Source organism: Geobacillus sp. JS12 (assembly GCF_001592395.1).
GTDB classification, from domain to species: Bacteria; Bacillota; Bacilli; order Bacillales; family Anoxybacillaceae; genus Geobacillus; species Geobacillus zalihae.
Map to the genome: position 1 here is coordinate 1,013,825 of NZ_CP014749.1, position 21,400 is coordinate 1,035,224.

Sequence of the window (21,400 nt, forward strand, 5' to 3'; positions counted from 1 at the left end):
AAAAAGGAGGGGTTGCCATGAACCATTCGACCGTTTATCGTCCGCACAGCCCGGTGGCGAAGTTGGCGGTTTCCTTTTTAGCGGCGCTGGCTGTTGCGACCGCAGGGCTGTATGCCGGGCAATGGGTGCCGGCCGGTATGTACTTGCCGCTCTATGGCCTGGAACTCATTTTGCTTTTGGTGATGATCTTCGCCCGCAGCAAAAAAGCGGTCGGCTATCCGCTGATGTTTGCGTTTATGTTTGTCTCGGGGGCGACGCTTTATCCGCTCATCGGCTATTACCTGTCCGTCATCGGCGCAGCGGCGGTGTTCAAAGCGTTTGCGTTGGCCGTTGTATCGTTTTCCGGCGTTGCCATTTACGCGGCGAGAACGAAAGAAGATTTTTCGTTCCTTGGCGGATTTTTGATGCTTGGGGCGTTTGCGCTTCTTGGCTTGCTGATCATGCAATGGTTCATTCCATTTTCCAGCGTCGGGCAAATGGGAGTGGCGGCGCTGGGGATTTTGATTTTCCTTGGCTTTACGATTTACGACATCAACCGTTTGGCTCGCTATGGCTTTACGGAAGCGGACATTCCGATGATTGTCGTCAATATTTACCTTGATTTCATCAACTTGTTTGTCTACATTTTGCGCTTTTTCGCCAGCGATGAGGATTGAGCATCGAAAAGGGCTGCCAAAAGGAGCAGCCCTTTTTCTATGACGATGGCACAGATCAAAGCGGCAAGTCGCGCTTGGCAAACAGGCCAATCCCTGCCGTGTAGCCGAGGACGCCGATCGTGAATAACAGCAAAGAGACAGGGAGCCATTCGACTTGGCCTTGGGCGATTTTCCCGGGTTCAAAGGCGGCAAAGATCGACCCATACCGGAGCCATTCCGCTTTCTCCGCCAGCTTGCCGATAAGGTCGAAGCTGTAAAACAGGATGGTGATCCCGCCAGATAAAGACAGCGCGCGTTTTTCATCATGGGCTGTCGACGAAAAGAAAAACGAATAGCCGCTGATGGCGAAAAAGAGAAGGAATCCAATGACATTGATTTGGAGAAACCGTTCTCGATCAAGGGAATCGTTGGTCACGAGCCATGCATCGGCGGCAAAACCGGCTGCGGTTGTCAAGATGACGATGGCCGCTAATCCTGTGAGCAGCACGAGCGCCTGGGTGAAGGCGATCGTTCGCCGGGAATTGGGCGTCGCCAGCAAATACGCCATCGAGCCGCGGTCAATGGGCCGCGCCATCAGTTGATTGGCGGCGGTGATGCAATAAATCGAGCCGATTAAAAGAAACAGCAGCCCGTAATACTCCCCGGCGATGAATTCGAGCAGGTTGTCCATACCGGTGATGTTGAACACTTTCAGAAGCTCATCCGGTAGCTGTTGGAGATAGTGATTGATGGCTTTTGAATCAGCCAACGATGGGTAGACGCCCGCAATCAGCGCGATATAAAAGGCCGACCCGACCGAATAGCTGATAATGGTTTTAGCTTGTGTTTTGACCATATGTTTATATAAAGCGGTGTTCATCGTTCATCCCCCGGTGCTCATAGTAATGCAGAAAAATATCTTCTAAGCTTTGCGCATGGATATCGAGGCTTTGCACCTTGTATTGAGCCAGCTCGCGAATGAAAGCATCGTAGTTTCCTTGCACGGCGATGCAGACGCGGCGGCCGGCATGGTGGACGACCTCGAGCGGCGAGGCGAGCAGTTTCGCGACATCCTCTTGGCGGGACAAGATGACGTCAAACAGTTTCCGTTGCATCGATTGCAGTTCGTGAACATCATTGACTTCCATCAGACGGCCGTCTTTCATGATCGCCACTCGGTCGCACGTCCGCTCGATTTCAGGAAAAATGTGTGAAGACAAAAAGATCGTTTTCCCTTTTTGTTTTTCTTCTCGGATCAGGTCGATGAACGTTTGCTGCATGAGCGGGTCAAGACCGGATGTCGGCTCATCGAGAATGATCACTTCAGGATCATGCATGAGCGCGGCGACAAGGCCGACTTTTTGCTTTGTCCCCTTGGACATTTTCCGGATCGGGAGGCGGACATCCAACTGCAGCCGTTCAATCAGCTCGTCACGGTAACGGGTCGTATTCATTCGCCGCATCCCGGCCAGCAGGTCGAGCAATTCCATCCCGGTCATTCCTTCGGGGAAGGCGATTTCACCAGGCAAATAGCCGATTAACGCCTGCACCCGGACTGACTCGCGCCAACAGTCGAACCCTTTGATGGCGGCGCGTCCTTTCGTCGGTTTCAGAAATCCAAGCAAGTGCCGGATCGTCGTCGACTTTCCGGCGCCGTTCGGCCCTAAAAAGCCGAATACTTCCCCTTCACGGACGGTTAAGGTGACATCAAAAATGCCCTTGCCGTTTGGAAAGACTTTGGTCAACTGTTGCAGTTCGATCATGGCATGACCTCCCCTAGAGCCGACTTTTTGAAATATTAATGTTTAAATATTTCATTTTTATTATACGTCATTATTTGGTGCATCATCAATAAATTTTGTAATTTGTTTTTATTTATATTTCATTATAGTTAGCGGTAGAATAGATAAAGAAAAACGGAGCGGAAGGTGGTGCTGGATGAACGGCTTTGCTAGGCGGACAGAACAAAAAAAGCAGGCGATCAAGCAGGCGGTGCTGGAGCTGCTCCAAAAAATAAGGGACCCGCGCGAGGTGACGATCCAAGAGATCGCGAGACAGGCTCATGTATCGCCGGTAACGATCTACAATTATTTCGGAAGCAAGGAAAATCTCATCCGCGAAACGCTCCTCGATGACGTGGTCCGGCAAGTGGATGAATACGAGGCGTTTTTGAAACAAGCGGGATCGTTTGAGGAAAAGGTGAAGCATACGATTTTCCAAGAGGTGAAATTGTTTAAAGAAGGTTGGGCAGATGTGATGCTGAGCTGGATGCAGGAGGATGAAGAATTTCGCCGCTCGATCGAGCTGCTAAATGAAACGCGGGTGCTGCCGTTGGTGGTGGACATGATTCGCGAAGCCCAGCAAAAAGGGGAAGTTGACCCGCGTTTATCCATCGAGGCGTTGTTGCTTTACTTGAACGGATGGCGGGAGCTGTCGGAAAAAATTCCGGCTTCGCTGTATAATGAGCGATTGGTCGAAGACATGGTGCGGCTGTTTTTTTACGGCATTAAAGGTGAAACGCGGTGAGGCAGGAATCGGCGAAGGGTGGGGCGAATAAAAGAAAGAAATGGAGAAGAAAGGGGCCTCATGATGAAGTTTGCCGTCAATGTCTCGACGATTTTCACGGAAGCGCCGTTTCTCGCCCGGTTTGCCAAGGCGAAGCAGCATGGGTTTTCGCTCGTTGAGTGCCAGTTCCCGTACGCTGCGGCGCCTGAGGCGGTTGCCGCTGAGCTGGAGGAATGCGGGCTGTCGCTTGTTTTGCTGAATTTGCCCGCTGGCGATTGGGAAAAGGGGAGCGCGGACTGGCGATTCTTCCCGGCCGTCATGACGATTTCCACCGTGCGCTCGAGGAAGGAGTGCGCTATGCGCTCGCGCTTGGCGCGCCGCGTCTTCATTGCATGGCCGGAGTGGTTCCGGCCGATTTGCCGCGGGAACGGGCGAAAGAAATATACATGCGCCGCTTGGATGAGGCGGCCGCTGCGCTCGGCGTCCACGGTTTGACGCTGACGATTGAACCGATCAATCCGTTCGATATGCCCGGCTACTTTTTAACCGATATTGAGGAAGCGGCGGTGATCATCCGCGATCTCGGCCGGACGAATGTGAAATTGCAATATGACGTCTATCATATGGCTCGGCTCGGACGCAATGTGACAGCGACGTTTGCGGCCTATGAACCATTGATTGACCATGTGCAATTTGCCGATGCCCCTGGGCGGCATGAGCCGGGGACGGGAGCGCTTCCGTATCGCGAGATTTTCGCATTTTTGCAAGAGCACGGCTACAATGGAGCGATTGGACTTGAGTACATTCCATCAGGGAAAAGCAGCGAAAGTTTTGCCTGGTATGAGGAATACCGCGGAATGAAAGGGGGAGGCGGACGATGACACGCGTCGGCTTTATCGGCTTGGGCGTGATGGGATCGCGCATGGCTAGACGGCTGCTTGAAGCGGGATTCAATGTTACGGTGTACAACCGTACGACAGAAAAAGCGGTTCCGCTTGTCAACCTTGGAGCCCGACAGGCCGCGACAGTGGCAGAGCTGGCTGGCGAGGCGGATATCATTTGCACGTGCTTATCGATGCCGGATGATGTCATCGAGGTGTATACAGGTGAAGGCGGCGTCCTCAGCGCGGCCCGTCCGGGGACGATTTGTCTTGATTTTACGACCGTCGGTCCGAAAACAAGCCGGTTTGTCGCCCGGCGCGCCGACGAGCACGGCGTCGCCTATTTGGATGCGCCAGTAAGCGGCGGTCCGGAAGGGGCGGAGCAAGGGGCGCTGACAATCATGGTCGGCGGAGCGAAAGAAGCATGGGAGCAGGTGCGCCCGTTGCTCGGTGTGTTGGGAAAAACGGTCGAATATTTAGGGGAAAGCGGCGCCGGCAGCGCGGCGAAAGTGATCAACCAGTACTTAGTCGCTGTCCATTCTGTCGCCGCGGCGGAAGCGATGGTCGCTGGCGTCGCTTATGGGCTTGATGCCGGGAAGCTGTATCGGCTGTTAAAAGAAAGCTACGGAGACAGCCGGATGCTGCGCCGCCATATGGAGCAGTTCGTGCTGCCGCGTCAATTCACTCCTGGCGGGGCGGTCAAGTATGTGCACAAGGACGTGCGCCTGGCGAACGAGTTGATGGACGAGATCGGCCTTGGCCGCCGCCTCGGAATGCAGGCGGAAGAAGCGTTTGCCGCAGCGATCGCCGCAGGCCTTGCCGACTTGGATATGGCCGCGGTCATTCAGCCACTCGAGCAGCAGGTCGGGGTGGTGGTAAAAGAGACAGAATGGACAAAATGATCGTCAAATTCAAAAAATTCGTTGAAAAAATGGAGGAGCGATGGTTTAATAGAAGTAGCAGGGAGGGTTGGCTCCAAAGGTTGTTTTGCGCTAAATCACTTGTATATATGACGGTGATCAGAAAAGGTGTCCTGATTCTTTTGGGACACCCTCCGCCTGATAAAGAAAGCGGTTCGAGCGGTTCGCTTTATTTACTGATAAAAAGAAACGATGTTTCTTATTACGAAACAAAGGAGGGTGCTCATGCTTTCATTGACATGGATTGAGGAGCTGCAGGCGTTTTTGCATCCAGAACAGATCAAACGGAATGAATCGTTCCATCCCCTCGGCAATGATGGGGCGGTGGCTGTCTATCCACGAACAGAGGAAGAAATCGCTGCGGTGCTCCGCTATGCCGACCGCCATGGCAAAAAAGTCGTCATCGCTGGACGCGGCACAAAACGGGGGTTTGGCGGGCAACGGGAACAGGCGGACATCTTGTTGTCGTTGGAACACTACGCCAGCATTGTCGAACATGCGGCCGCTGATATGACGGTCACCGTCAAGGCAGGAACGAAATTTGGCGATTTGCAGCGCGCGCTCGCCCCGTATCGGCAAAAGGTCGCCTTAGATCCGTTTTGGCCGGAGGAAGCGACGATCGGAGGGGTGATTGCGGCCAACGACAGCGGCCCGAAGCGGCTCGGCTATGGGTCGGCGCGCGATTCGGTCATCGGGCTGCGCGTCGTCTATCCGAACGGGACCGTTATTCGTTCCGGAGGCAAAGTGGTGAAAAACGTCGCCGGCTACGATATGAACAAGCTGTTCATTGGAGCGATGGGGACGCTCGGGGTGCTGAGCGAGATTACGCTCAAGCTTCGACCGCTCGCGAAATATGAAAGCGTTGTGTTGCTGTCGTTCCCAAGCGGCGAGCTTCATGACATTCGCTCGTTTGCCGTTTCGTTCCTTGATACTATGATGGAGCCGATTTGTTTTGAACTGCTCAATCCGGCGCTTTCCGAGCGGCTGACGGGACGGCCGGTTTATACGCTTGTGATCGGGTTTGAAGATGTGGAAAACGCCGTCCATTACCAAGAGCATTGGGTTGAACGACTGCGGCCGAAAGCGGTGGAAATGTCCATTTTAGCCGGCGAAGAGACAGCGGCGTTTTGGCGGACGTTTTACACGATTGCACCGAACGGGCGTCTGGAGCAGGCGGAAAACGGTGTTGAAGCGGCAGTGAAAATCGGGGTTGTCAACTTGGATGTACTCTCCATCTTGCGTGAAAGCGTTTTAATCGCTGACCGTTGCCATGTCCGCATCGAGGCGCACGGCGGATTGGGCCACGGGCTTTGTCAGGCGTATGTACACGGAAGTGAAGAAGGAGTGTTGGCGGCAATAGAGGAGCTGCGTCAGGCAGCGGTTCGCCTGGGCGGCTATGCGATCGTGAGACATTTGCCATTTTCGCTGCGCCAGCGCGTTGACGTCTGGGGCGGAAAGCCGTCGTACTTTTTCCTGCTTGAAGGGATTAAGCGGAAAGTGGATCCAAACAAAACGGTCAACGATCAACGCTTTATTGGGGGGATTTAATGATGAGCACGATGACCAATGAGCGGGCGGACAGCCCGGCGTGTGCGACCGCGAGCCTCGGCAACTATCGGTTTCCCGATTTGCCGGACCCGAGCAAATGGGCTGATTGCGTCCACTGCGGCATGTGTTTGGAGTCGTGTCCAACGTATGAACAAACCGGCCAAGAGCAGCACTCCCCGCGCGGCCGCGTCCATTTGATGAAGTCCGTCGGCGAAGGGAAGCTTGAGTTGACGCCTGATTTGCTCGATCCGATTTTTACGTGCTTGGATTGCCGTGCATGCACGACGGCTTGCCCGGCCGATGTCGATGTCGGTGGGCTTATTGAACAAGTGCGCGGCCAGCTCCGCCAGGCGGTGCCGCTTACCGGTTGGAAGGCGTTTGTCAGCGACTTCTTCTTAAAAGGGGTGTTTCCGCATCCGTCGCGTCTTGATTGGCTCGGCCGCCTGCTGAAATGGTACCAAAAAAGCGGGCTGCAGACAGTGGCGCGCAAAACGGGGCTGCTCAAGGTGATGCCGGACCATTTAACCGAAATGGAGGCGGTTTTGCCGCGGGTCGGCACGCCGGTGCGGAAAAAGTATCGACACCAGCCGCTCATTAAGGCGAAGGGGGAAACGAAGCGGACGGTTGCCATTTTGACCGGCTGCGTGATGGATGTGATGTTTAGCGGCATTAATGAGGCGACGATCCGCGTGTTGACGCGAAATGGAAACGACGTCGTCATCGTGCCGAATCAGACGTGCTGCGGGGCGCTCCATGTGCACGCCGGCGACCGGGAAACGGGCCGGAAACTCGCCAAGCAAAACATCGAGGCGTTTCGAGACGTCGATCATGTCATTGTCAACGCCGCCGGCTGCGGCTGTATGTTGAAAGAGTACCCGGAATTGTTCCGCGATGACCCGGAATGGCACGAAAAAGCAGAGCAGTTTGCCGCGAAAGTCGAGGATGTGTCGAAGTTTCTGCATGATACAGGGTTTGAGCCGCCGAAAGCGGAATTGAACGTGCGCCTCACCTACCATGATGCGTGCCATTTGGCCCATGGCCAGGGCATCCGCCAAGAGCCGCGCGCTTTGATTGAAAGCATTCCGGGGGTGGAAATGGTCGCTATGCCAAACGCCGATCGCTGCTGCGGCAGCGCGGGGATTTACAACCTCACCCATCCGGAGATGGCGCAGGCTGTGCTTGAGAGCAAAATGCAAAACGTGCCGCAAGAGGTGGAACTCATTTCCATGGGCAATCCGGGCTGCATGCTGCAAATGGCGCTTGGCGTGAAAAAATACGGGCGGAGCCAAAAAATCGTCCATACGGTGCAGTTGTTGGATTGGGCGTACCAAAAAGAAGAAGGGAAGGACGTGCGCATATGAGAAAACGGCCGATTGCAACGAACGACCCGCACATTCAGGCGCTCGCCCGCATCGTTGGGGAACAGGCGATTTTATACCGGAAAGAAGATTTAATGGCGTATGACTGCGACGGCTTTACCGTTCACCGCCATTTGCCAAGGGCGGTTGTCTTCCCGAACAGCACGGAAGAAGTGGCGGCGGTCGTCAAATACTGCCATGAGCACGAGCTTCCGTTTCTCGCCCGCGGCGCCGGCACGGGGCTAAGCGGCGGGGCGATTCCGTTAAACGGCGAAGTGGTGATCAGCCTGACGCGGATGAAGCGGCTTTTGCACGTCGATTTGGAAAACCGGCGCGCCGTCGTCGAGCCGGGGTTTGTCAACTTGAAGTTGACGAACTCGGTCGCCCACCGCGGCTACTACTATGCGCCCGATCCGTCAAGCCAATACTGCTGCACGATTGGCGGCAACGTCGCGGAAAACGCTGGCGGCGCCCACTGCTTAAAATACGGAGTGACGACGAACCATATTTTAGGGCTTGAAGTCGTCTTGCCGAACGGCGAAGTGATTGAAATCGGCGGAAACGGCGTTCCCGATCCGCCCGGCTACGATTTGCTCGGGCTGCTGACCGGGTCGGAAGGGACGCTTGGCATCGTGACAAAAATCACCGTCCGTTTGTTGAAAAATCCCGAGGCCAAACAAACGGTGCTCGCCTATTTTGACGAAGTGGAAGATGCAAGCCAAACTGTTTCCGACATTATTTCCGCCGGAATCGTGCCGGCAGCGCTCGAGATGATGGACCAGACGGCCATCGAGGCGGTTGAAGCGGCCGCGTTTCCGGTCGGTCATCCGAAAGACATCGCCGCGCTGTTGCTCATTGAAGTGGACGGCATTTCCGCCGGGATCGACGAGCAAATCGACGATATTTTAACGATTTGCCGCCGCCATCATGTGCGCGAAGTGAAAGTCGCCCAGTCAGAGGAAGAACGGGCGCGTTGGTGGGCGAACCGGAAAACCGGCTTTGGCGCCATGGGGGCGATTTCGCCTGATTATTTAGTGCAAGATGGCGTCATTCCGCGCAGCCGTCTGCCGGAAGTGCTGCGGGAAATCGCCGATATCAGCCGCAAGTATGGACTGAGAATCGCAAACATTTTCCACGCCGGCGACGGCAATTTGCACCCGCTTGTGCTGTTTGATGCGAGCAAGCCCGGGGAGACGGAGCGGGCGCTTGCTGCCGGAAGCGAATGCCTCAAGGCGTGTGCGGCGGTCGGCGGATCGATCACCGGTGAACATGGCGTTGGCATTGAGAAAAAAGAAGAGATGCGCTTCATCTTCACTGACGAGGAAATTTTGGCGCAAACGGCCATCCGCGACGTGTTTAACCCGAAAAACTTGCTCAACGCCGGCAAGCTGTTCCCGACGCCGGGGCGGTGTGTAGAGACAAAGACGTCGCCGACAGTGAAATGAAAATTTTTTGAAAACGATTGTCAGTCATTTCGTTTCATGATATCATCTTTTTAGAGAAATTCAGAAACGATGTTTCGTAATAAGAAACAAGAGAGAGGGGAAGAGAATAATGGGCGAATACGTACAAAAAGGGAACATCCAAGTCGCCAAAGTGTTGTACGACTTTGTCAACGAGGAGCTTCTGCCGAACAGCGGATTGGACCAAGACAAGTTTTGGCGCGATTTCGCCGCGCTCATCACGGATTTGACGCCGCGCAACAAAGAATTGCTCGCCCGCCGCGACGAAATTCAAGAAAAATTGAATGAGTGGCATAAAGCGCATCGCGGCCGCTTCGATTTTGGCGAGTATAAAGCGTTTTTGACCGAGATCGGCTATTTGGAGCCGGAAGTCGAGGACTTTGAGATTACGACCGACAATGTCGACGATGAAATTGCCGTGCAGGCCGGGCCGCAGCTCGTCGTGCCGCTCACAAACGCCCGCTATGCCTTAAACGCCGCCAACGCCCGCTGGGGCAGCTTATATGACGCGCTGTACGGCACCGACGCCATCAGCGAAGAAGACGGCGCCGAGCGCGGTTCGTCGTACAACCCGGTGCGCGGGGCGAAAGTCATCGCCTACGGGCGGCAGTTTTTGGATGAAGCAGTGCCGCTTGCAGAACACTCCCATCAAGACGCAGTCCAATACGCGGTCGTTGACGGGCGGCTCGTCGTGACGATAGAAGGCGGGGCGACGACAGGGCTGAAAGAGCCGGAAAAATTCGTCGGCTTCCAAGGCGACCCGCAACATCCGACAGCGGTGTTGCTGAAGAACAATGGTCTTCACATTGAAATTCAAATCGACCGCGAGCATGCGGTCGGAAAAACGGATAAAGCCGGCATCAAAGACATCGTGTTGGAGGCGGCGGTCACGACGATCATGGACGGCGAAGATTCGGTGGCGGCCGTTGACGCCGAAGACAAAGTGCTCGTTTACCGCAACTTGTTTGGTCTCGTTAAAGGCGATTTGACAGCGACATTTGAGAAAAACGGCAAAATCATGACGCGCTCCCTGAACCCGGATCGCGTATACAAAACGCCGGATGGCGGGGAGCTTGTGCTGCCGGGCCGTTCGCTTATGTTCGTGCGCAACGTCGGGCACTTAATGACGAACAACGCGATTTTGCATGCGAATGGCGAAGAAGTGCATGAAGGGATCATGGACGCCGTCATGACAAGCTTGATTATGAAACATTCGCTCATCGGCAATACACGCTACTTGAATTCGCGCAAAGGTTCCATCTACATCGTCAAGCCGAAAATGCACGGATCGGCGGAAGTGGCGTTTGCCAATGAGCTGTTTGACCGCGTCGAAGACATGCTCGGCCTCGAGCGGAACACGATCAAAATCGGCGTCATGGATGAAGAGCGGCGGACGTCGCTCAACTTGAAAAACTGCATCTACCAAGTGCGCGACCGCATCATTTTTATCAACACCGGCTTCCTCGACCGGACGGGTGACGAGATTCATACATCGATGGAAGCGGGTCCGATGTTGCGCAAAAACGAGATGAAATCATCGACTTGGCTGCAGGCGTATGAAAAATCGAACGTCGCCGTTGGGCTTGCCGCCGGCTTCCGCGGCCGGGCGCAAATCGGCAAAGGAATGTGGGCGATGCCGGATTTGATGGCAGAAATGCTGAAGCAAAAAGGAGCGCAGCTCAAAGCAGGCGCCAATACGGCATGGGTGCCGTCGCCGACAGCGGCCACGCTCCATGCGCTTCATTACCATCAAGTGAACGTCTCCGCTGTGCAAAGCGAACTGGCGAACGATCGGAACGATTATCGCGACGACATGTTGCAAATCCCGGTCGTTGACCATCCGCAATGGACAGCGGAAGAGATTCAAGAAGAGCTCGACAACAACTGCCAAAGCATTTTAGGCTATGTCGTCCGCTGGATCGACCAAGGGATCGGCTGCTCGAAAGTGCCGGACATTCACAACGTCGGACTGATGGAAGACCGGGCGACGCTTCGCATCTCGAGCCAAATTCTCGCCAACTGGCTCCATCATGGCATTTGCACGAAAGAGCAAGTGCTTGAGACGCTCAAGCGGATGGCGAAAGTCGTCGACGAGCAAAACGCCGGCGATCCGAACTATCGTCCGATGGCGCCGAATTACGATGATTCGGTGGCGTTCCAAGCGGCGTGCGATCTCATTTTCCGCGGCTATGAACAGCCAAACGGCTATACCGAGCCGATTTTGCACCGCCGTCGTCAAGAAGCAAAAGCGAAATTTGCCGCCATTCAGCAATAAACGCCAAAAGTTGTATAAGGAACAAGGGATGGATGACCTTGTTCCTTCCTATCTATTATGATCAGAAAATTAAGAAAATAAATAGAGAAAGGAGGCAGCTCCTAGTTACTATTGGCCGGTTGTCAAACGCAAAGCAGCACAAAAGGCGGTACAAGGGGATGGGGAAGGCTAGTAGCTAGGGATCAGTGATGGAACATTTGCGAGAACGAGCGTTGCTTGTCCATCGGCAGGCAAGAGGAAAGCTGTCAGTTGAAGTGAAAGTGCCGGTCGTGAATGCCAATGATTTAAGTCTCATTTATTCGCCGGGAGTGGCTGAACCGTGCAAAGAAATTTACGTCGACCAAGACGAAATGTACAACTATACAGTGAAGGGAAATTTTGTCGCCGTCGTCTCGAATGGCACGGCGGTGCTTGGGCTTGGCAACATTGGCGCGCGGGCGGCGCTTCCGGTCATGGAAGGGAAAGCCGCCTTGTTCAAAGCGTTCGCCGGGATCGATGCCGTGCCGCTTTGCCTCGATACTGAAGATCCGGAACAAATCATTCAAACGGTCAAGTTGCTGGAACCGGCGTTTGGGGGCATCAATTTGGAAGATATCGCCGCCCCCGCCTGCTTTGTCATTGAAGAGCGTCTTCGCCAAGAGATGGCGATCCCGGTGTTTCATGATGATCAGCATGGCACGGCGATTGTCGTGGCCGCTGGGCTGACGAACGCCTTGAAAGTGGTTGGCAAACAGCTTGCCGATTGCCGGGTTGTCATCAACGGCGCCGGCGCTGCCGGGGTGGCGATCGCCAAATTGCTGCTGTCGATCGGAGTCGGCGAACTGATCGTTTGCGACACAAAAGGAGCGATTTATGAAGGGCGCTCGCATGGGATGAACGCCATCAAGGAGGAAATCGCCCGGCAAACGAATCACCGCCGTATCTCCGGGACGCTTGCGGACGTCATTCAAGGCGCGGATGTGTTTATCGGTGTCTCGGTTGCTGGGGCGTTGACGCCGGCGATGGTTCGGACGATGAACCGCGGGGCGGTCGTATTCGCCTTGGCCAATCCGGTCCCTGAGATCATGCCGGATGAGGCAAAAGCCGCCGGCGCCGCCGTGGTCGCGACCGGCCGGTCGGATTTGCCGAACCAAGTGAACAACGTGTTGGCGTTCCCTGGCATTTTCCGCGGCGCGCTCGATGTGCGGGCGACGCAAATTAATGAGGCGATGAAAATTGCCGCTGCCGAAGCCATCGCCGGGCTCATCCAGCCGGAAGAGCTGACGGAAGAGTATGTCATCCCGAACCCGTTTGACCGGCGCGTCGTCGAGGCCGTCGCTTCCGCCGTCGCCCGTGCCGCCATGGAGACCGGGGTGGCTCGAGTCAAGGAAAAAGTTGAGGAACAAAATCGTGTCAGAGAGGGGTAGCCATCGATGAAGAATCCGAGCTGGCGGTTGTGATCAGCAAAGAGGCAAAGCAGGTGAGCGAAGAAGACGTGTGGTCGTATATTTTCGGCTATACGGTCGCCAACGATGTCACCGCGCCGCAGTTTTTCCACCCGGACGGCCATTGGACGATCGGAAAATCGTTCGATACGTTTACACCGCTCGGCCCGGTCATTGAAACAGAGCTCGATCCTCGGGCTGTATCGGTGAAAGCGCGGGTCAATGGTGAAGAAAAGCAGAACAGCTCGACCAAGCTGATGATCATTTCCATCAGCAAAATGATTTCGTATTTGTCTCATGTCATGACGCTGCAACCGGGCGACGTCATTTTGACGGGAAGCCCGATCGGCGCCGAGCTTGTCGGCCCGGGGACGGTCATTGAATGCGATGTGGACGGCATCGGCACGCTCCGCAATACGTTCGTCGCCGCCAAAGCGCCAGCCGTTTCCATCCGACGTTCATAACGAACGTGCGGCATCTCTGGGCCAAACAAGGCATCAGGCGCGTCCTGACGGTGAATACGTTCCGTCCGTTAAGGCGGCGCTCGCTGCCATGCGCGCCTGTGCTGCTCTCCCGCCTGCAAAAGCCCGGCTGTTCGTGTATAATGGCGAGCGGAGAGAACAAATCGAGGTGAATGCGATGGAACGAGAAAACACGGTCAAATCGGTCCGCCGGGCGCTGCAAATTATCGAAATCGTCAGCACGAAAAAGGACGGGCTGGGCGTGACGGAAATCGCGAAACAAATGGACATCAACAAAAGTTCGGTGTACCGCATTTTAACGACGCTTGCCCAATACGGCTATATCGAACAACATCCGGAAACGGAGCGGTATAAGCTCGGCTACAAGTTTTTAGAGCTCAGCTCAAGGCTGCTTGATTCGATCGATTTGCGCCAAGAGGCGAAGCCATATTTGCGCGTGCTCGAAAAAGAAACGAACGAGGTCATCCACCTCGTCGTCTATGACCAAGGGGAAGTCATTTATATTGAAAAATTGGAAGGAACGGAGACGCTGCGCATGCACTCCAAAGTCGGCAAGCGGGCTCCGATGCATTGCACGGCGGTCGGCAAGGCCATTTTAGCCCATTTGCCGCCCGCGGTGGCTGCAGAGATCATCGATCGGAAAGGACTGCCGAAGCATACCGATTGGACGATCACCGACCGCGAGGCATTTTTCCGCGAACTTGAGACCGTCCGGCAAAACGGGTATGCGCTTGACTTGGAAGAAAACGAGTACGGTATCCGATGTGTTGCCGTTCCGATTTTTGACTATACCGGCGGCGTCGTCGCGGCGATCAGCGTTTCCGGCCCGACGATCCGCATGACGGACGACCGCATCACATCGCTCACTGTGCGCATGCGGCAGATCGGCAAAGAACTGTCGGCAAGGCTCGGCTATCGTGGAGCCCATTCCGTCCAGCTGTAGCGGCTGGACGTTTTTTTGTGCCAAGAAGAATGACCCATGTGGATGCCGCCTTGGCGGGGAAGATGAGAGGAAGGCATCCTTTTTCCAAAACTGTTCAGATACAATCGAACGTTCTGTCGTTCGGCCGGCTCCGATATATCGGTTGTCTGCCAGTTTGAAACGAGAGAGGACTGCCTCTGGGTGGGCGTTTTTTGTAGTGCAAACAAACGGAATGCATGTAAAATAGAAACGAGGTGATATGCGACGTGAGAAAACAGACGCTTTCGGAATGGATCGAACAGCTTCGCCAAGATCCGAATGTCGTGTATTGGCATGAAATCGAACCGAAAGAAGCGAATTTCGTTCCGTTTCCAGACGAACTCGATCCGCGGCTTGGCGCGGCGCTCAAAGCGCGCGGCATCGCTTCGTTGTATACGCACCAGGCGGCCGCTTATGACGCGGTCCAAAGCGGGCGGAACATTGTCGCCGTGACGCCGACCGCTTCAGGGAAAACGCTTTGCTACAATTTGCCGGTGCTCGATGCCATTGCCAAAGAGCCATCGAGCCGCGCCCTGTATATCTTTCCAACGAAGGCGCTCGCTCAAGATCAAAGAAATGAACTAAACGAGATCATCGCCGAGATGGGGGTGTCGATTTACAGTCATACATACGACGGCGACACGGCGCCGGCGCTGCGGCAAAAAATCCGTCAAGCGGGCCATATTGTCATCACCAACCCAGATATGCTCCATACGGCCATTTTGCCGCACCATACGAAATGGATTTCTCTTTTTGAACAGCTGCGCTACGTCGTCATCGATGAACTGCATACATACCGCGGCGTATTCGGCAGCCATGTGGCGAACGTCATCCGCCGCTTAAAGCGCATTTGCGCCTTTTACGGGAGTCGACCAACGTTTATTTGCACGTCGGCGACGATCGCCAATCCGAAAGAGTTGGCGGAGCGGCTGATCGGCGAACCGGTGACGCTTATTGACAACAATGGGGCGCCGCGCGGGCGGAAATATTTCGTGTTTTACAATCCGCCGGTTGTCGAGCGGACGATGAACATCCGCCAAAGCGCGACAAAAACGGCCGTTGAGCTCGCAAGACAGCTGCTTGTCAACCGCATTCCGACGATCGTTTTCGCCCGCAGCCGCGTCCGTGTCGAGTTGATTTTAAGTCATTTGCAGGCGGTGGTGAACGAACGAATCGGCGCTACGACGATCCGCGGCTACCGCGGCGGCTACTTGCCGAACGAGCGGCGCGCCATTGAAAAAGGGTTGCGCAGCGGGGAGATTATCGGTGTGGTGAGCACGAATGCGCTCGAGCTCGGTGTTGATATCGGCCAATTGCAAGCGTGCATCTTAACAGGGTATCCGGGAACGATCGCCAGCACGTGGCAGCAAGCCGGGCGCGCCGGCCGGCGCCAGGGCGATTCGCTCGTTGTGATGATCGCAAGCGCAAGCCCCCTCGATCAGTACATCATCTCCCATCCAGAATACTTTTTCGCCCGCTCGCCGGAGGCGGCGCGCATCAACCCGGACAATCTGCTCATTTTGGTCGATCATATCAAATGCGCCGCCTATGAGCTTCCGTTCCGGTGCGGCGAGACGTTCGGCGGCGTCGAGGTCGAAGAGGTGCTCGACTTTTTGGCCGAGCAAGGGGTGCTCCATGAGCGAGCTGGGCGCTGGCATTGGATGAGCGACGCGTTTCCCGCGCATGATATCAGTTTGCGCTCCGCAGCTCAGGAAAACGTCGTCATCATCGATATTTCCGACACCGCCCGCCATCGCGTCATTGGCGAAATGGACCGCTTCAGCGCGATGACGCTGCTTCATGATGAAGCGATTTATTTGCATGAAGGAGCACAATACCAAGTCGAAAAGCTCGACTGGGAGGAGAAAAAGGCGTACGTCCGCCAAGTGGATGTTGAATATTTTACGGACGCCAATTTGGCTGTCCGGCTTGATGTGCTGTCGGAAGACCGGAGCGAAACGCGCGGACAAATGGCGGTGCGTTACGGTGATGTATCGGTCCGAGCGATGGCGACGATTTTTAAAAAGCTGAAGCTGTCGACGTTTGAAAACATCGGATCAGGGCCGATCCGGCTTCCCGAGGAAACGCTGCATACATCGGCAGCGTGGATCGAGTGGGAGGCGGTGCCGTCACGGTTTTCCCCGGCGCTGTTTGAACAACTCCTTGTCGGCATCGCCAATGTGCTTGGTCATCTCGTGCCGGTGTTTGTCATGTGCGACCGCTCCGATCTTCACGTCGTGCCGCAGCTGAAGGCGCCGCATTCCGGACGGCCGACGATTTTCCTTTATGATCGCTATCCAGGCGGAGTCGGCCTGTCGGAGGCGGTGTTTGAACGGTATGAAGAGATCATGAAACATGTGAAAGAATGGGTCGAACGCTGCCCGTGTGCGGACGGCTGCCCATCGTGCATCGGCATTTCAAGCGCTGACGGACCGTCGTTGAAGCGCGAACTTGTCCAGTTTTTGGACGAACAACTTGCTGTTTGGGCCGGTCCGTCCGTTTAAGCGTCGTCATGCGTGTTTTTGCCGAGTGTGGGAGAATCAACTTATAGAAGCAAGCCGACGTCAAGCAAGGAGGGGGTGAACGGATGAAGCCGAAGTTGGCGCAATGGAAAGAATTGCTTGCCGCCCGGCATAAAAAGGAGAACGATGAAGAAAAAGAAGAAGAGAAACCGGACGGACGACCTGTGACGGACGTGCCGTATGCCGACGTTTGGCGGGAGTACGGCGCCAAGCCGTATTGGTTTGCCGGCGATTACTGCCTCATTCGGGAAACGGTGTATCCGCTTGACTATCAGCACGGCCGCTATCGGCTCGGAGCGCTGTATGAAGTGCACGAAAGATGGCAGGAAGCGCCGTTTTCCCATCCGCTCTCCTGCCGCGGCTTTGCCGTTCGCGACTTATTCTTTTTTGACACGGAGACGATGGGACTTTCAAGCGGGGTGGGAAACATCATGTTCTTGCTTGGCCACGCCCGCATTCTTGGCGATTTCGTCACCATCCGCCAGCATCTTCTGCCATACCCAGGGGCGGAAGTGGCGCTCTATCAAAGTTTTTTGTCTGACGTCGATTATACGACGCTTGTTACCTATAATGGAAAAGCGTTCGACTGGCCGCGCCTGAAAACGCGCCATGCGCTTGTCCGCAACATGGTGCCAAAATTGCCAGCGTTCGGTCATTTTGATTTGTATCACGCCGCCCGCCGCTTATGGAAAGACAAATTGGATTCGCTGCGCCTTTCGGAAGTGGAGCGGCACATTCTCCACGTCGAGCGGGGCGATGATGTGCCGGGCTTTTTGGCGCCGATGATGTACAAGGAGTTTTTGCAAACGCCCCATCCAGACCGGCTCATGCCAGTATTGCGCCATAACGAGCGCGACGTGTTGTCGCTCATTGCTCTCTACATTCACCTATCCGTTCAGCTGCTTGAAGCGGACCGGCTCGCTGACCCCAAGGAGCAGTTGGCCGCCGCCCGTTGGTTCGAAGCGGTCGGGGAAACAGCGGCTGCAAGGGGGGTGTACGAGGAGGCGAGCGGCAAAGGGGCGAAGGAAGCGCAGGCGGCGAAATGGCAGCTTTCGCTTTTATACCGAAAAGAAAAACGATATGAAGAGGCTGCTCTCCTTTGGCGCGACTTGTTGATCCACGGAAATGGCTATTGGAAGGCGAAGGCCGGGCTTGAACTGGCGAAGGTGTATGAACATTATTTCCGGGATGCGGCCGAAGCGCACCGTTATGCCGTTATGGCATATGAAGCGTGGAGGTCGCTCGCTAGGATGAGCCGACAACATAGCGAGAAAGAAGAAGCGGAATGGCGCAGGCGGCTCGCGCGGCTTGAACGCAAGAAAAACGGGTGAGAACTCGTCCATTTCCCTGGCAAGCGCAAAATATGACAGAAAACGAAAATGTTTCGTCTTTTTGTTGTGAATCTTGTAGAAAAAAGAAAAAACGTGTACAATGGCATCGGAATGAACGAAAACGATGGCAGGGAGAAGAAGACGATGCGGAGCATGTACAAAAAAATTTTGTATCTCTTTTTTATTGTCGTCGGTTTGACGTTTGTCGTGTTCAATTATATCTATTAATGAACGTCAGAGAGGCCGGCGCCGCATAACGGATTCAAAAAGACGAATGACGATGCCAAAACGTCCGAAGCACCGGGGGCGGGAGAGCCGGTAGATTGTTGGCGCGAATGGCTCTTCAAAATGGGTGTTTATACTAGTACGAGTCCACTCCGTTCATCATAGGCTAGTATTGTCAAGCAACAGCCTAAATTGATGAAAGGAGAGGAATATGATGCATTGCCTGCCGAATGTAACGGCGCCGATCGTTCATCCGCCTCGTTGCAACGTTTTGCATCATTTCGAAGCAACGATTGTGCCGCATATCCATCCATCGCATACGACGCATGTTTATCATCACCTGTATGAACATCAACATTATTTCCCGCATACGGAATCGGCGGTGGCTCAGGCTGCCAATCGCCATCTGTACTGCCCGGGTCCGGGACCGATGCCATTTCCGCCGTTTCCGTTGCGATAGTAAGGGCCAAAAACAGAAGCCGCTTTGTCGGCTTCTGTTTTTTTACGGATGGAAAACGCCGGCAGCCGGCGGCGTTTGGGCGGGAGGACGGCGTTTCGGCGCCGCCGGGAAGTCTGCGTGGGCGCCATGCGGCTTCCCGATCGATGCGGCAAGCCAACCGTCAATTGACAACCGGCTGAATTTCTGAAAAAATAAAGAGAAGATGATCGTTGAATGCGGATTGAGGTGAAAAGCCATGTCAGCCCATCAAGTAAAACTGACGCCGAAGGACATTTTAGAAAAGGAATTTAAGGTAAGCATACGGGGGTACAACCAAGACGAAGTGGATCAATTTTTGGATCTCATTATTAAAGATTATGAAGCATTTCAGCAAGAAATTGACGAGCTGCGCCAGGAAAACGCCCGGCTGAAGCGGCAAGTCGAGGATCTTCAAAAACGGCCGGCGATGTCGGCGGGAACGACGAACTACGACATTTTGCAGCGCCTTTCCAACTTAGAAAAGCATGTGTTTGGCCGGAAACTGTATGAATAACCAGCCGGCAGGGCGAAGTTGATGCAGGGATTTCTAATTTTTTCTTCTTGATTCTCACACCAAGATCAGCTATACTGTAAGATGCTCGCAGCGTTAATCATGTTCGGGTAATCGCTGCGGCCGGTTTCGGCCGTAGAGGAAAGTCCATGCTCGCACGGTGCTGAGATGCCCGTAGTGTTCGTGCCTAGCGAATCCATAAGCTAGGGCAGTCTGGCTTCGGCTGGGCTGACGGCGGGGAAAGAACCTACGTCCGCATGCGGATATGGTTCGATTACCCTGAAAGTGCCACAGTGACGCAGCTCTAAGGGAAACCTTAGAGGTGGAACGCGGTAAACCCCACGAGCGAGAAACCCAAATGATGGTAGGGGCACCTTCCCGAAGGAAATGAACGGAGGGAAGGACAGGCGGTGTACGCTGCCTGTAGATAGATGATTACCGCCGGAGTACGAGGCGAAAGCCGCTTGCAGTACGAAGGTACAGAACATGGCTTACAGAACATGATTAATGCGGTGATTGGAATCGTGGGAAAGCCCTCCTGCAGGAAGGAGGGCTTTCTCTTTTGTGTGTTTTCCTTCCATATGACTATAATGGAAGTATAGGCCATGAATGAGGATGCATACACCTATCCGATAGGGGGAACAGGATGACTTCGTTTTCGCTGATTGCCACGGCCGCGATGGGGCTCGAATCAGTCGTCGCGGAAGAAGTGCGCCGGCTTGGCTATGAGTGCCAAGTGGAGAACGGCAAAGTGACGTTTGAAGGCGATGCGCTCGCCATTTGCCGGGCCAACCTTTGGCTGCGCACCGCTGACCGCGTGAAGCTGAAAGTCGGTGAGTTTCGAGCGACGACGTTTGAGGAGTTGTTTGAACAAACGAAGGCGTTGCCATGGGCCGATTACTTGCCGAAAGATGCTGAGTTTCCGGTGATCGGGAAGTCGGTCAAATCAACGCTGTTCAGCGTTTCCGACTGCCAAGCCATTGTGAAAAAGGCAGTCGTCGAAAGCTTAAAAGCGCGCTATCATTTGTCGTGGTTCCCGGAAACCGGGCCGTTGTATCGGATCGAGGTGGCGCTTCACAAAGATATCGCTACGTTGACGATCGATACAAGCGGCGCCGGGCTGCATAAACGCGGCTACCGTGCTCGCCAAGGGGAGGCGCCGCTAAGAGAGACGCTCGCGGCCGCCTTAGTGTTGCTCACCAATTGGACGCCCGAGCGCCCGTTCGTCGATCCGTTTTGCGGGTCGGGCACGATTGCCATTGAGGCGGCGCTGATCGGCCAAAACATCGCCCCAGGGTTTAACCGGGATTTCGTCTCGGAGCAATGGCCGTGGATCGGGGAATCGGTATGGGAAGAGGCGCGCCAAGAGGCGGAACAGATGGCGCGTTACGACCAACCGCTTGATATTTGCGGGATTGACCTTGACCCGCACATGGTCGAGATTGCCAAGATGAATGCAGCCGAAGCGGGGCTTTCCGATCTCATTTCTTTTCGGGAGGGCCGCGCCGAGCAGTTTCGGACCGATGCACAATACGGGGTGATCGTCGGCAACCCGCCATACGGCGAACGGCTTGGCGAACAACGGGAGGTCGAAGCGCTCTATCGCGCCATCGGCCGCGCCTTCGCCGCCTTGGATACGTGGTCGGTGTACATTTTGACCGCCCACCGCGGTTTTGAAACGTATTACGGCCGCCCGGCGACGAAGCGGCGCAAACTGTTTAACGGCTTTATTGAAACGCATTACTACCAGTACTGGGGGCCGCGGCCGCCGCGCGAAGCTCGAAGTTGACTTCTCGGCGGCCATCGATCATAATATTGTTTTGTTACTAGCGATCGGGCGCGCAACAAACTTGTTGCGCGCTTATGCATGATATGCCGGGG

19 protein-coding genes, 1 other RNA gene and 2 pseudogenes are annotated in these 21,400 nt (G+C 54.9%); 19 read left to right on the top strand and 3 right to left on the bottom strand.

The annotated features are described in order from the left end of the window. Positions 1-17 precede the first annotated feature (17 nt). Entirely contained in the window at positions 18-656 is a 639-nt protein-coding gene (locus A0V43_RS04980; RefSeq protein WP_063192529.1) for a Bax inhibitor-1/YccA family protein, read from the top strand. Between the two features lie 55 nt (positions 657-711). Here the strand turns inward: A0V43_RS04980 and A0V43_RS04985 are convergent, their stop codons facing one another. Then, positions 712-1,515, bottom strand: a complete 804-nt coding sequence (locus A0V43_RS04985; protein ID WP_063192530.1) for an ABC transporter permease subunit — start codon at positions 1,513-1,515, stop codon at positions 712-714. After that, positions 1,496-2,398: an ABC transporter ATP-binding protein gene (locus A0V43_RS04990; protein WP_063192531.1), complete on the bottom strand. Its 903-nt coding sequence runs from the start codon at positions 2,396-2,398 to the stop codon at positions 1,496-1,498. Before A0V43_RS04990 ends, A0V43_RS04985 begins: the two co-directional genes overlap by 20 nt. 175 nt (positions 2,399-2,573) lie before the next feature. Here A0V43_RS04990 and A0V43_RS04995 point away from each other — a divergent pair, with 175 nt between their 5' ends. From A0V43_RS04995 to A0V43_RS05065, 15 genes and pseudogenes are all read left to right on the top strand, one after another. After that, positions 2,574-3,161: a TetR/AcrR family transcriptional regulator gene (locus A0V43_RS04995; RefSeq protein ID WP_063192532.1), complete on the top strand. Its 588-nt coding sequence runs from the start codon at positions 2,574-2,576 to the stop codon at positions 3,159-3,161. 63 nt (positions 3,162-3,224) lie between these two features. Further along, positions 3,225-4,021: pseudogene (hyi, locus tag A0V43_RS05000) on the top strand (hydroxypyruvate isomerase). After that, positions 4,018-4,923: an NAD(P)-dependent oxidoreductase gene (locus A0V43_RS05005; RefSeq protein WP_063192533.1), complete on the top strand. Its 906-nt coding sequence runs from the start codon at positions 4,018-4,020 to the stop codon at positions 4,921-4,923. Before hyi ends, A0V43_RS05005 begins: the two are co-directional and overlap by 4 nt. Continuing rightward, positions 4,911-5,189, top strand: coding sequence for a hypothetical protein (locus tag A0V43_RS05010; RefSeq protein ID WP_063192534.1), 279 nt, complete (start codon positions 4,911-4,913; stop codon positions 5,187-5,189). Before A0V43_RS05005 ends, A0V43_RS05010 begins: the two co-directional genes overlap by 13 nt. Next, positions 5,167-6,489 carry an FAD-binding oxidoreductase gene (locus tag A0V43_RS05015; RefSeq protein ID WP_063192535.1) on the top strand — a complete coding sequence of 441 codons (1,323 nt, stop codon included), beginning with the start codon at positions 5,167-5,169 and terminating at the stop codon, positions 6,487-6,489. Before A0V43_RS05010 ends, A0V43_RS05015 begins: the two co-directional genes overlap by 23 nt. After that, positions 6,489-7,850, top strand: a complete 1,362-nt coding sequence (locus A0V43_RS05020) for a (Fe-S)-binding protein (protein ID WP_128577977.1) — start codon at positions 6,489-6,491, stop codon at positions 7,848-7,850. Before A0V43_RS05015 ends, A0V43_RS05020 begins: the two co-directional genes overlap by 1 nt. Next, positions 7,847-9,292 carry an FAD-linked oxidase C-terminal domain-containing protein gene (locus tag A0V43_RS05025; RefSeq protein WP_063192537.1) on the top strand — a complete coding sequence of 482 codons (1,446 nt, stop codon included), beginning with the start codon at positions 7,847-7,849 and terminating at the stop codon, positions 9,290-9,292. Before A0V43_RS05020 ends, A0V43_RS05025 begins: the two co-directional genes overlap by 4 nt. Positions 9,293-9,401: 109 nt before the next feature. Continuing rightward, positions 9,402-11,585, top strand: a complete 2,184-nt coding sequence (locus A0V43_RS05030; protein ID WP_063192538.1) for a malate synthase G — start codon at positions 9,402-9,404, stop codon at positions 11,583-11,585. Between the two features lie 188 nt (positions 11,586-11,773). After that, entirely contained in the window at positions 11,774-12,991 is a 1,218-nt protein-coding gene (locus tag A0V43_RS05035) for an NAD(P)-dependent malic enzyme (protein WP_011231030.1), read from the top strand. Between the two features lie 11 nt (positions 12,992-13,002). After that, positions 13,003-13,473: pseudogene (locus A0V43_RS05040) on the top strand (fumarylacetoacetate hydrolase family protein); the annotation flags it as partial. Between the two features lie 175 nt (positions 13,474-13,648). Next, on the top strand, positions 13,649-14,434 hold the full coding sequence (locus tag A0V43_RS05045; protein ID WP_033025320.1) for an IclR family transcriptional regulator: 786 nt from the start codon (positions 13,649-13,651) through the stop codon (positions 14,432-14,434). Positions 14,435-14,679: 245 nt separating this feature from the next. Next, on the top strand, positions 14,680-16,956 hold the full coding sequence (locus tag A0V43_RS05050) for a DEAD/DEAH box helicase (protein WP_063192539.1): 2,277 nt from the start codon (positions 14,680-14,682) through the stop codon (positions 16,954-16,956). Between the two features lie 83 nt (positions 16,957-17,039). Next, positions 17,040-18,305: a ribonuclease H-like domain-containing protein gene (locus A0V43_RS05055; protein WP_063192540.1), complete on the top strand. Its 1,266-nt coding sequence runs from the start codon at positions 17,040-17,042 to the stop codon at positions 18,303-18,305. Positions 18,306-18,398: 93 nt separating this feature from the next. Beyond that, positions 18,399-18,533: a hypothetical protein gene (locus A0V43_RS20775; protein ID WP_011231035.1), complete on the top strand. Its 135-nt coding sequence runs from the start codon at positions 18,399-18,401 to the stop codon at positions 18,531-18,533. Between the two features lie 211 nt (positions 18,534-18,744). Further along, positions 18,745-18,990, top strand: a complete 246-nt coding sequence (locus A0V43_RS05065; protein WP_025950050.1) for a CotD family spore coat protein — start codon at positions 18,745-18,747, stop codon at positions 18,988-18,990. A gap of 42 nt (positions 18,991-19,032) precedes the next feature. Here A0V43_RS05065 and A0V43_RS05070 read toward each other — a convergent pair whose 3' ends face one another. Beyond that, complete coding sequence (locus A0V43_RS05070) at positions 19,033-19,227, bottom strand: hypothetical protein (protein WP_014195685.1); 195 nt, start codon at positions 19,225-19,227, stop codon at positions 19,033-19,035. On the opposite strand from A0V43_RS05070, the gene gpsB reads away from it, so the two are divergent. From gpsB to A0V43_RS05085, 3 genes are all read left to right on the top strand, one after another. Further along, entirely contained in the window at positions 19,226-19,522 is a 297-nt protein-coding gene (gene gpsB / locus A0V43_RS05075) for a cell division regulator GpsB (protein ID WP_063192541.1), read from the top strand. The two genes, A0V43_RS05070 and gpsB, sit on opposite strands and share 2 nt — an antisense overlap. A gap of 99 nt (positions 19,523-19,621) precedes the next feature. Further along, an RNA gene (gene rnpB, locus A0V43_RS05080) (RNase P RNA component class B) lies at positions 19,622-20,018 on the top strand. A 147-nt stretch (positions 20,019-20,165) separates the two neighbouring features. After that, complete coding sequence (locus tag A0V43_RS05085) at positions 20,166-21,308, top strand: THUMP domain-containing class I SAM-dependent RNA methyltransferase (protein WP_063192542.1); 1,143 nt, start codon at positions 20,166-20,168, stop codon at positions 21,306-21,308. Positions 21,309-21,400: the final 92 nt, after the last annotated feature.

Bases quoted from the DNA above. Each gene is read 5' to 3' on its own strand.
- A0V43_RS05015 (WP_063192535.1), top strand. From the start codon at position 5,167: ATGCTTTCATTGACATGGATTGAGGAGCTGCAGGCGTTTTTGCATCCA.
- A0V43_RS05035 (WP_011231030.1), top strand. From the start codon at position 11,774: ATGGAACATTTGCGAGAACGAGCGTTGCTTGTCCATCGGCAGGCAAGA.
- A0V43_RS05010 (WP_063192534.1), top strand. From the start codon at position 4,911: ATGGACAAAATGATCGTCAAATTCAAAAAATTCGTTGAAAAAATGGAG.
- A0V43_RS05045 (WP_033025320.1), top strand. From the start codon at position 13,649: ATGGAACGAGAAAACACGGTCAAATCGGTCCGCCGGGCGCTGCAAATT.
- A0V43_RS04980 (WP_063192529.1), top strand. From the start codon at position 18: ATGAACCATTCGACCGTTTATCGTCCGCACAGCCCGGTGGCGAAGTTG.
- A0V43_RS05030 (WP_063192538.1), top strand. From the start codon at position 9,402: ATGGGCGAATACGTACAAAAAGGGAACATCCAAGTCGCCAAAGTGTTG.
- A0V43_RS04990 (WP_063192531.1), bottom strand. From the start codon at position 2,398: ATGATCGAACTGCAACAGTTGACCAAAGTCTTTCCAAACGGCAAGGGC.
- A0V43_RS04985 (WP_063192530.1), bottom strand. From the start codon at position 1,515: ATGAACACCGCTTTATATAAACATATGGTCAAAACACAAGCTAAAACC.
- A0V43_RS05025 (WP_063192537.1), top strand. From the start codon at position 7,847: ATGAGAAAACGGCCGATTGCAACGAACGACCCGCACATTCAGGCGCTC.
- A0V43_RS05070 (WP_014195685.1), bottom strand. From the start codon at position 19,227: ATGGCTTTTCACCTCAATCCGCATTCAACGATCATCTTCTCTTTATTT.
- gpsB (WP_063192541.1), top strand. From the start codon at position 19,226: ATGTCAGCCCATCAAGTAAAACTGACGCCGAAGGACATTTTAGAAAAG.
- A0V43_RS05055 (WP_063192540.1), top strand. From the start codon at position 17,040: ATGAAGCCGAAGTTGGCGCAATGGAAAGAATTGCTTGCCGCCCGGCAT.
- A0V43_RS05065 (WP_025950050.1), top strand. From the start codon at position 18,745: ATGCATTGCCTGCCGAATGTAACGGCGCCGATCGTTCATCCGCCTCGT.
- A0V43_RS05085 (WP_063192542.1), top strand. From the start codon at position 20,166: ATGACTTCGTTTTCGCTGATTGCCACGGCCGCGATGGGGCTCGAATCA.
- A0V43_RS04995 (WP_063192532.1), top strand. From the start codon at position 2,574: ATGAACGGCTTTGCTAGGCGGACAGAACAAAAAAAGCAGGCGATCAAG.
- A0V43_RS05020 (WP_128577977.1), top strand. From the start codon at position 6,489: ATGATGAGCACGATGACCAATGAGCGGGCGGACAGCCCGGCGTGTGCG.
- A0V43_RS05005 (WP_063192533.1), top strand. From the start codon at position 4,018: ATGACACGCGTCGGCTTTATCGGCTTGGGCGTGATGGGATCGCGCATG.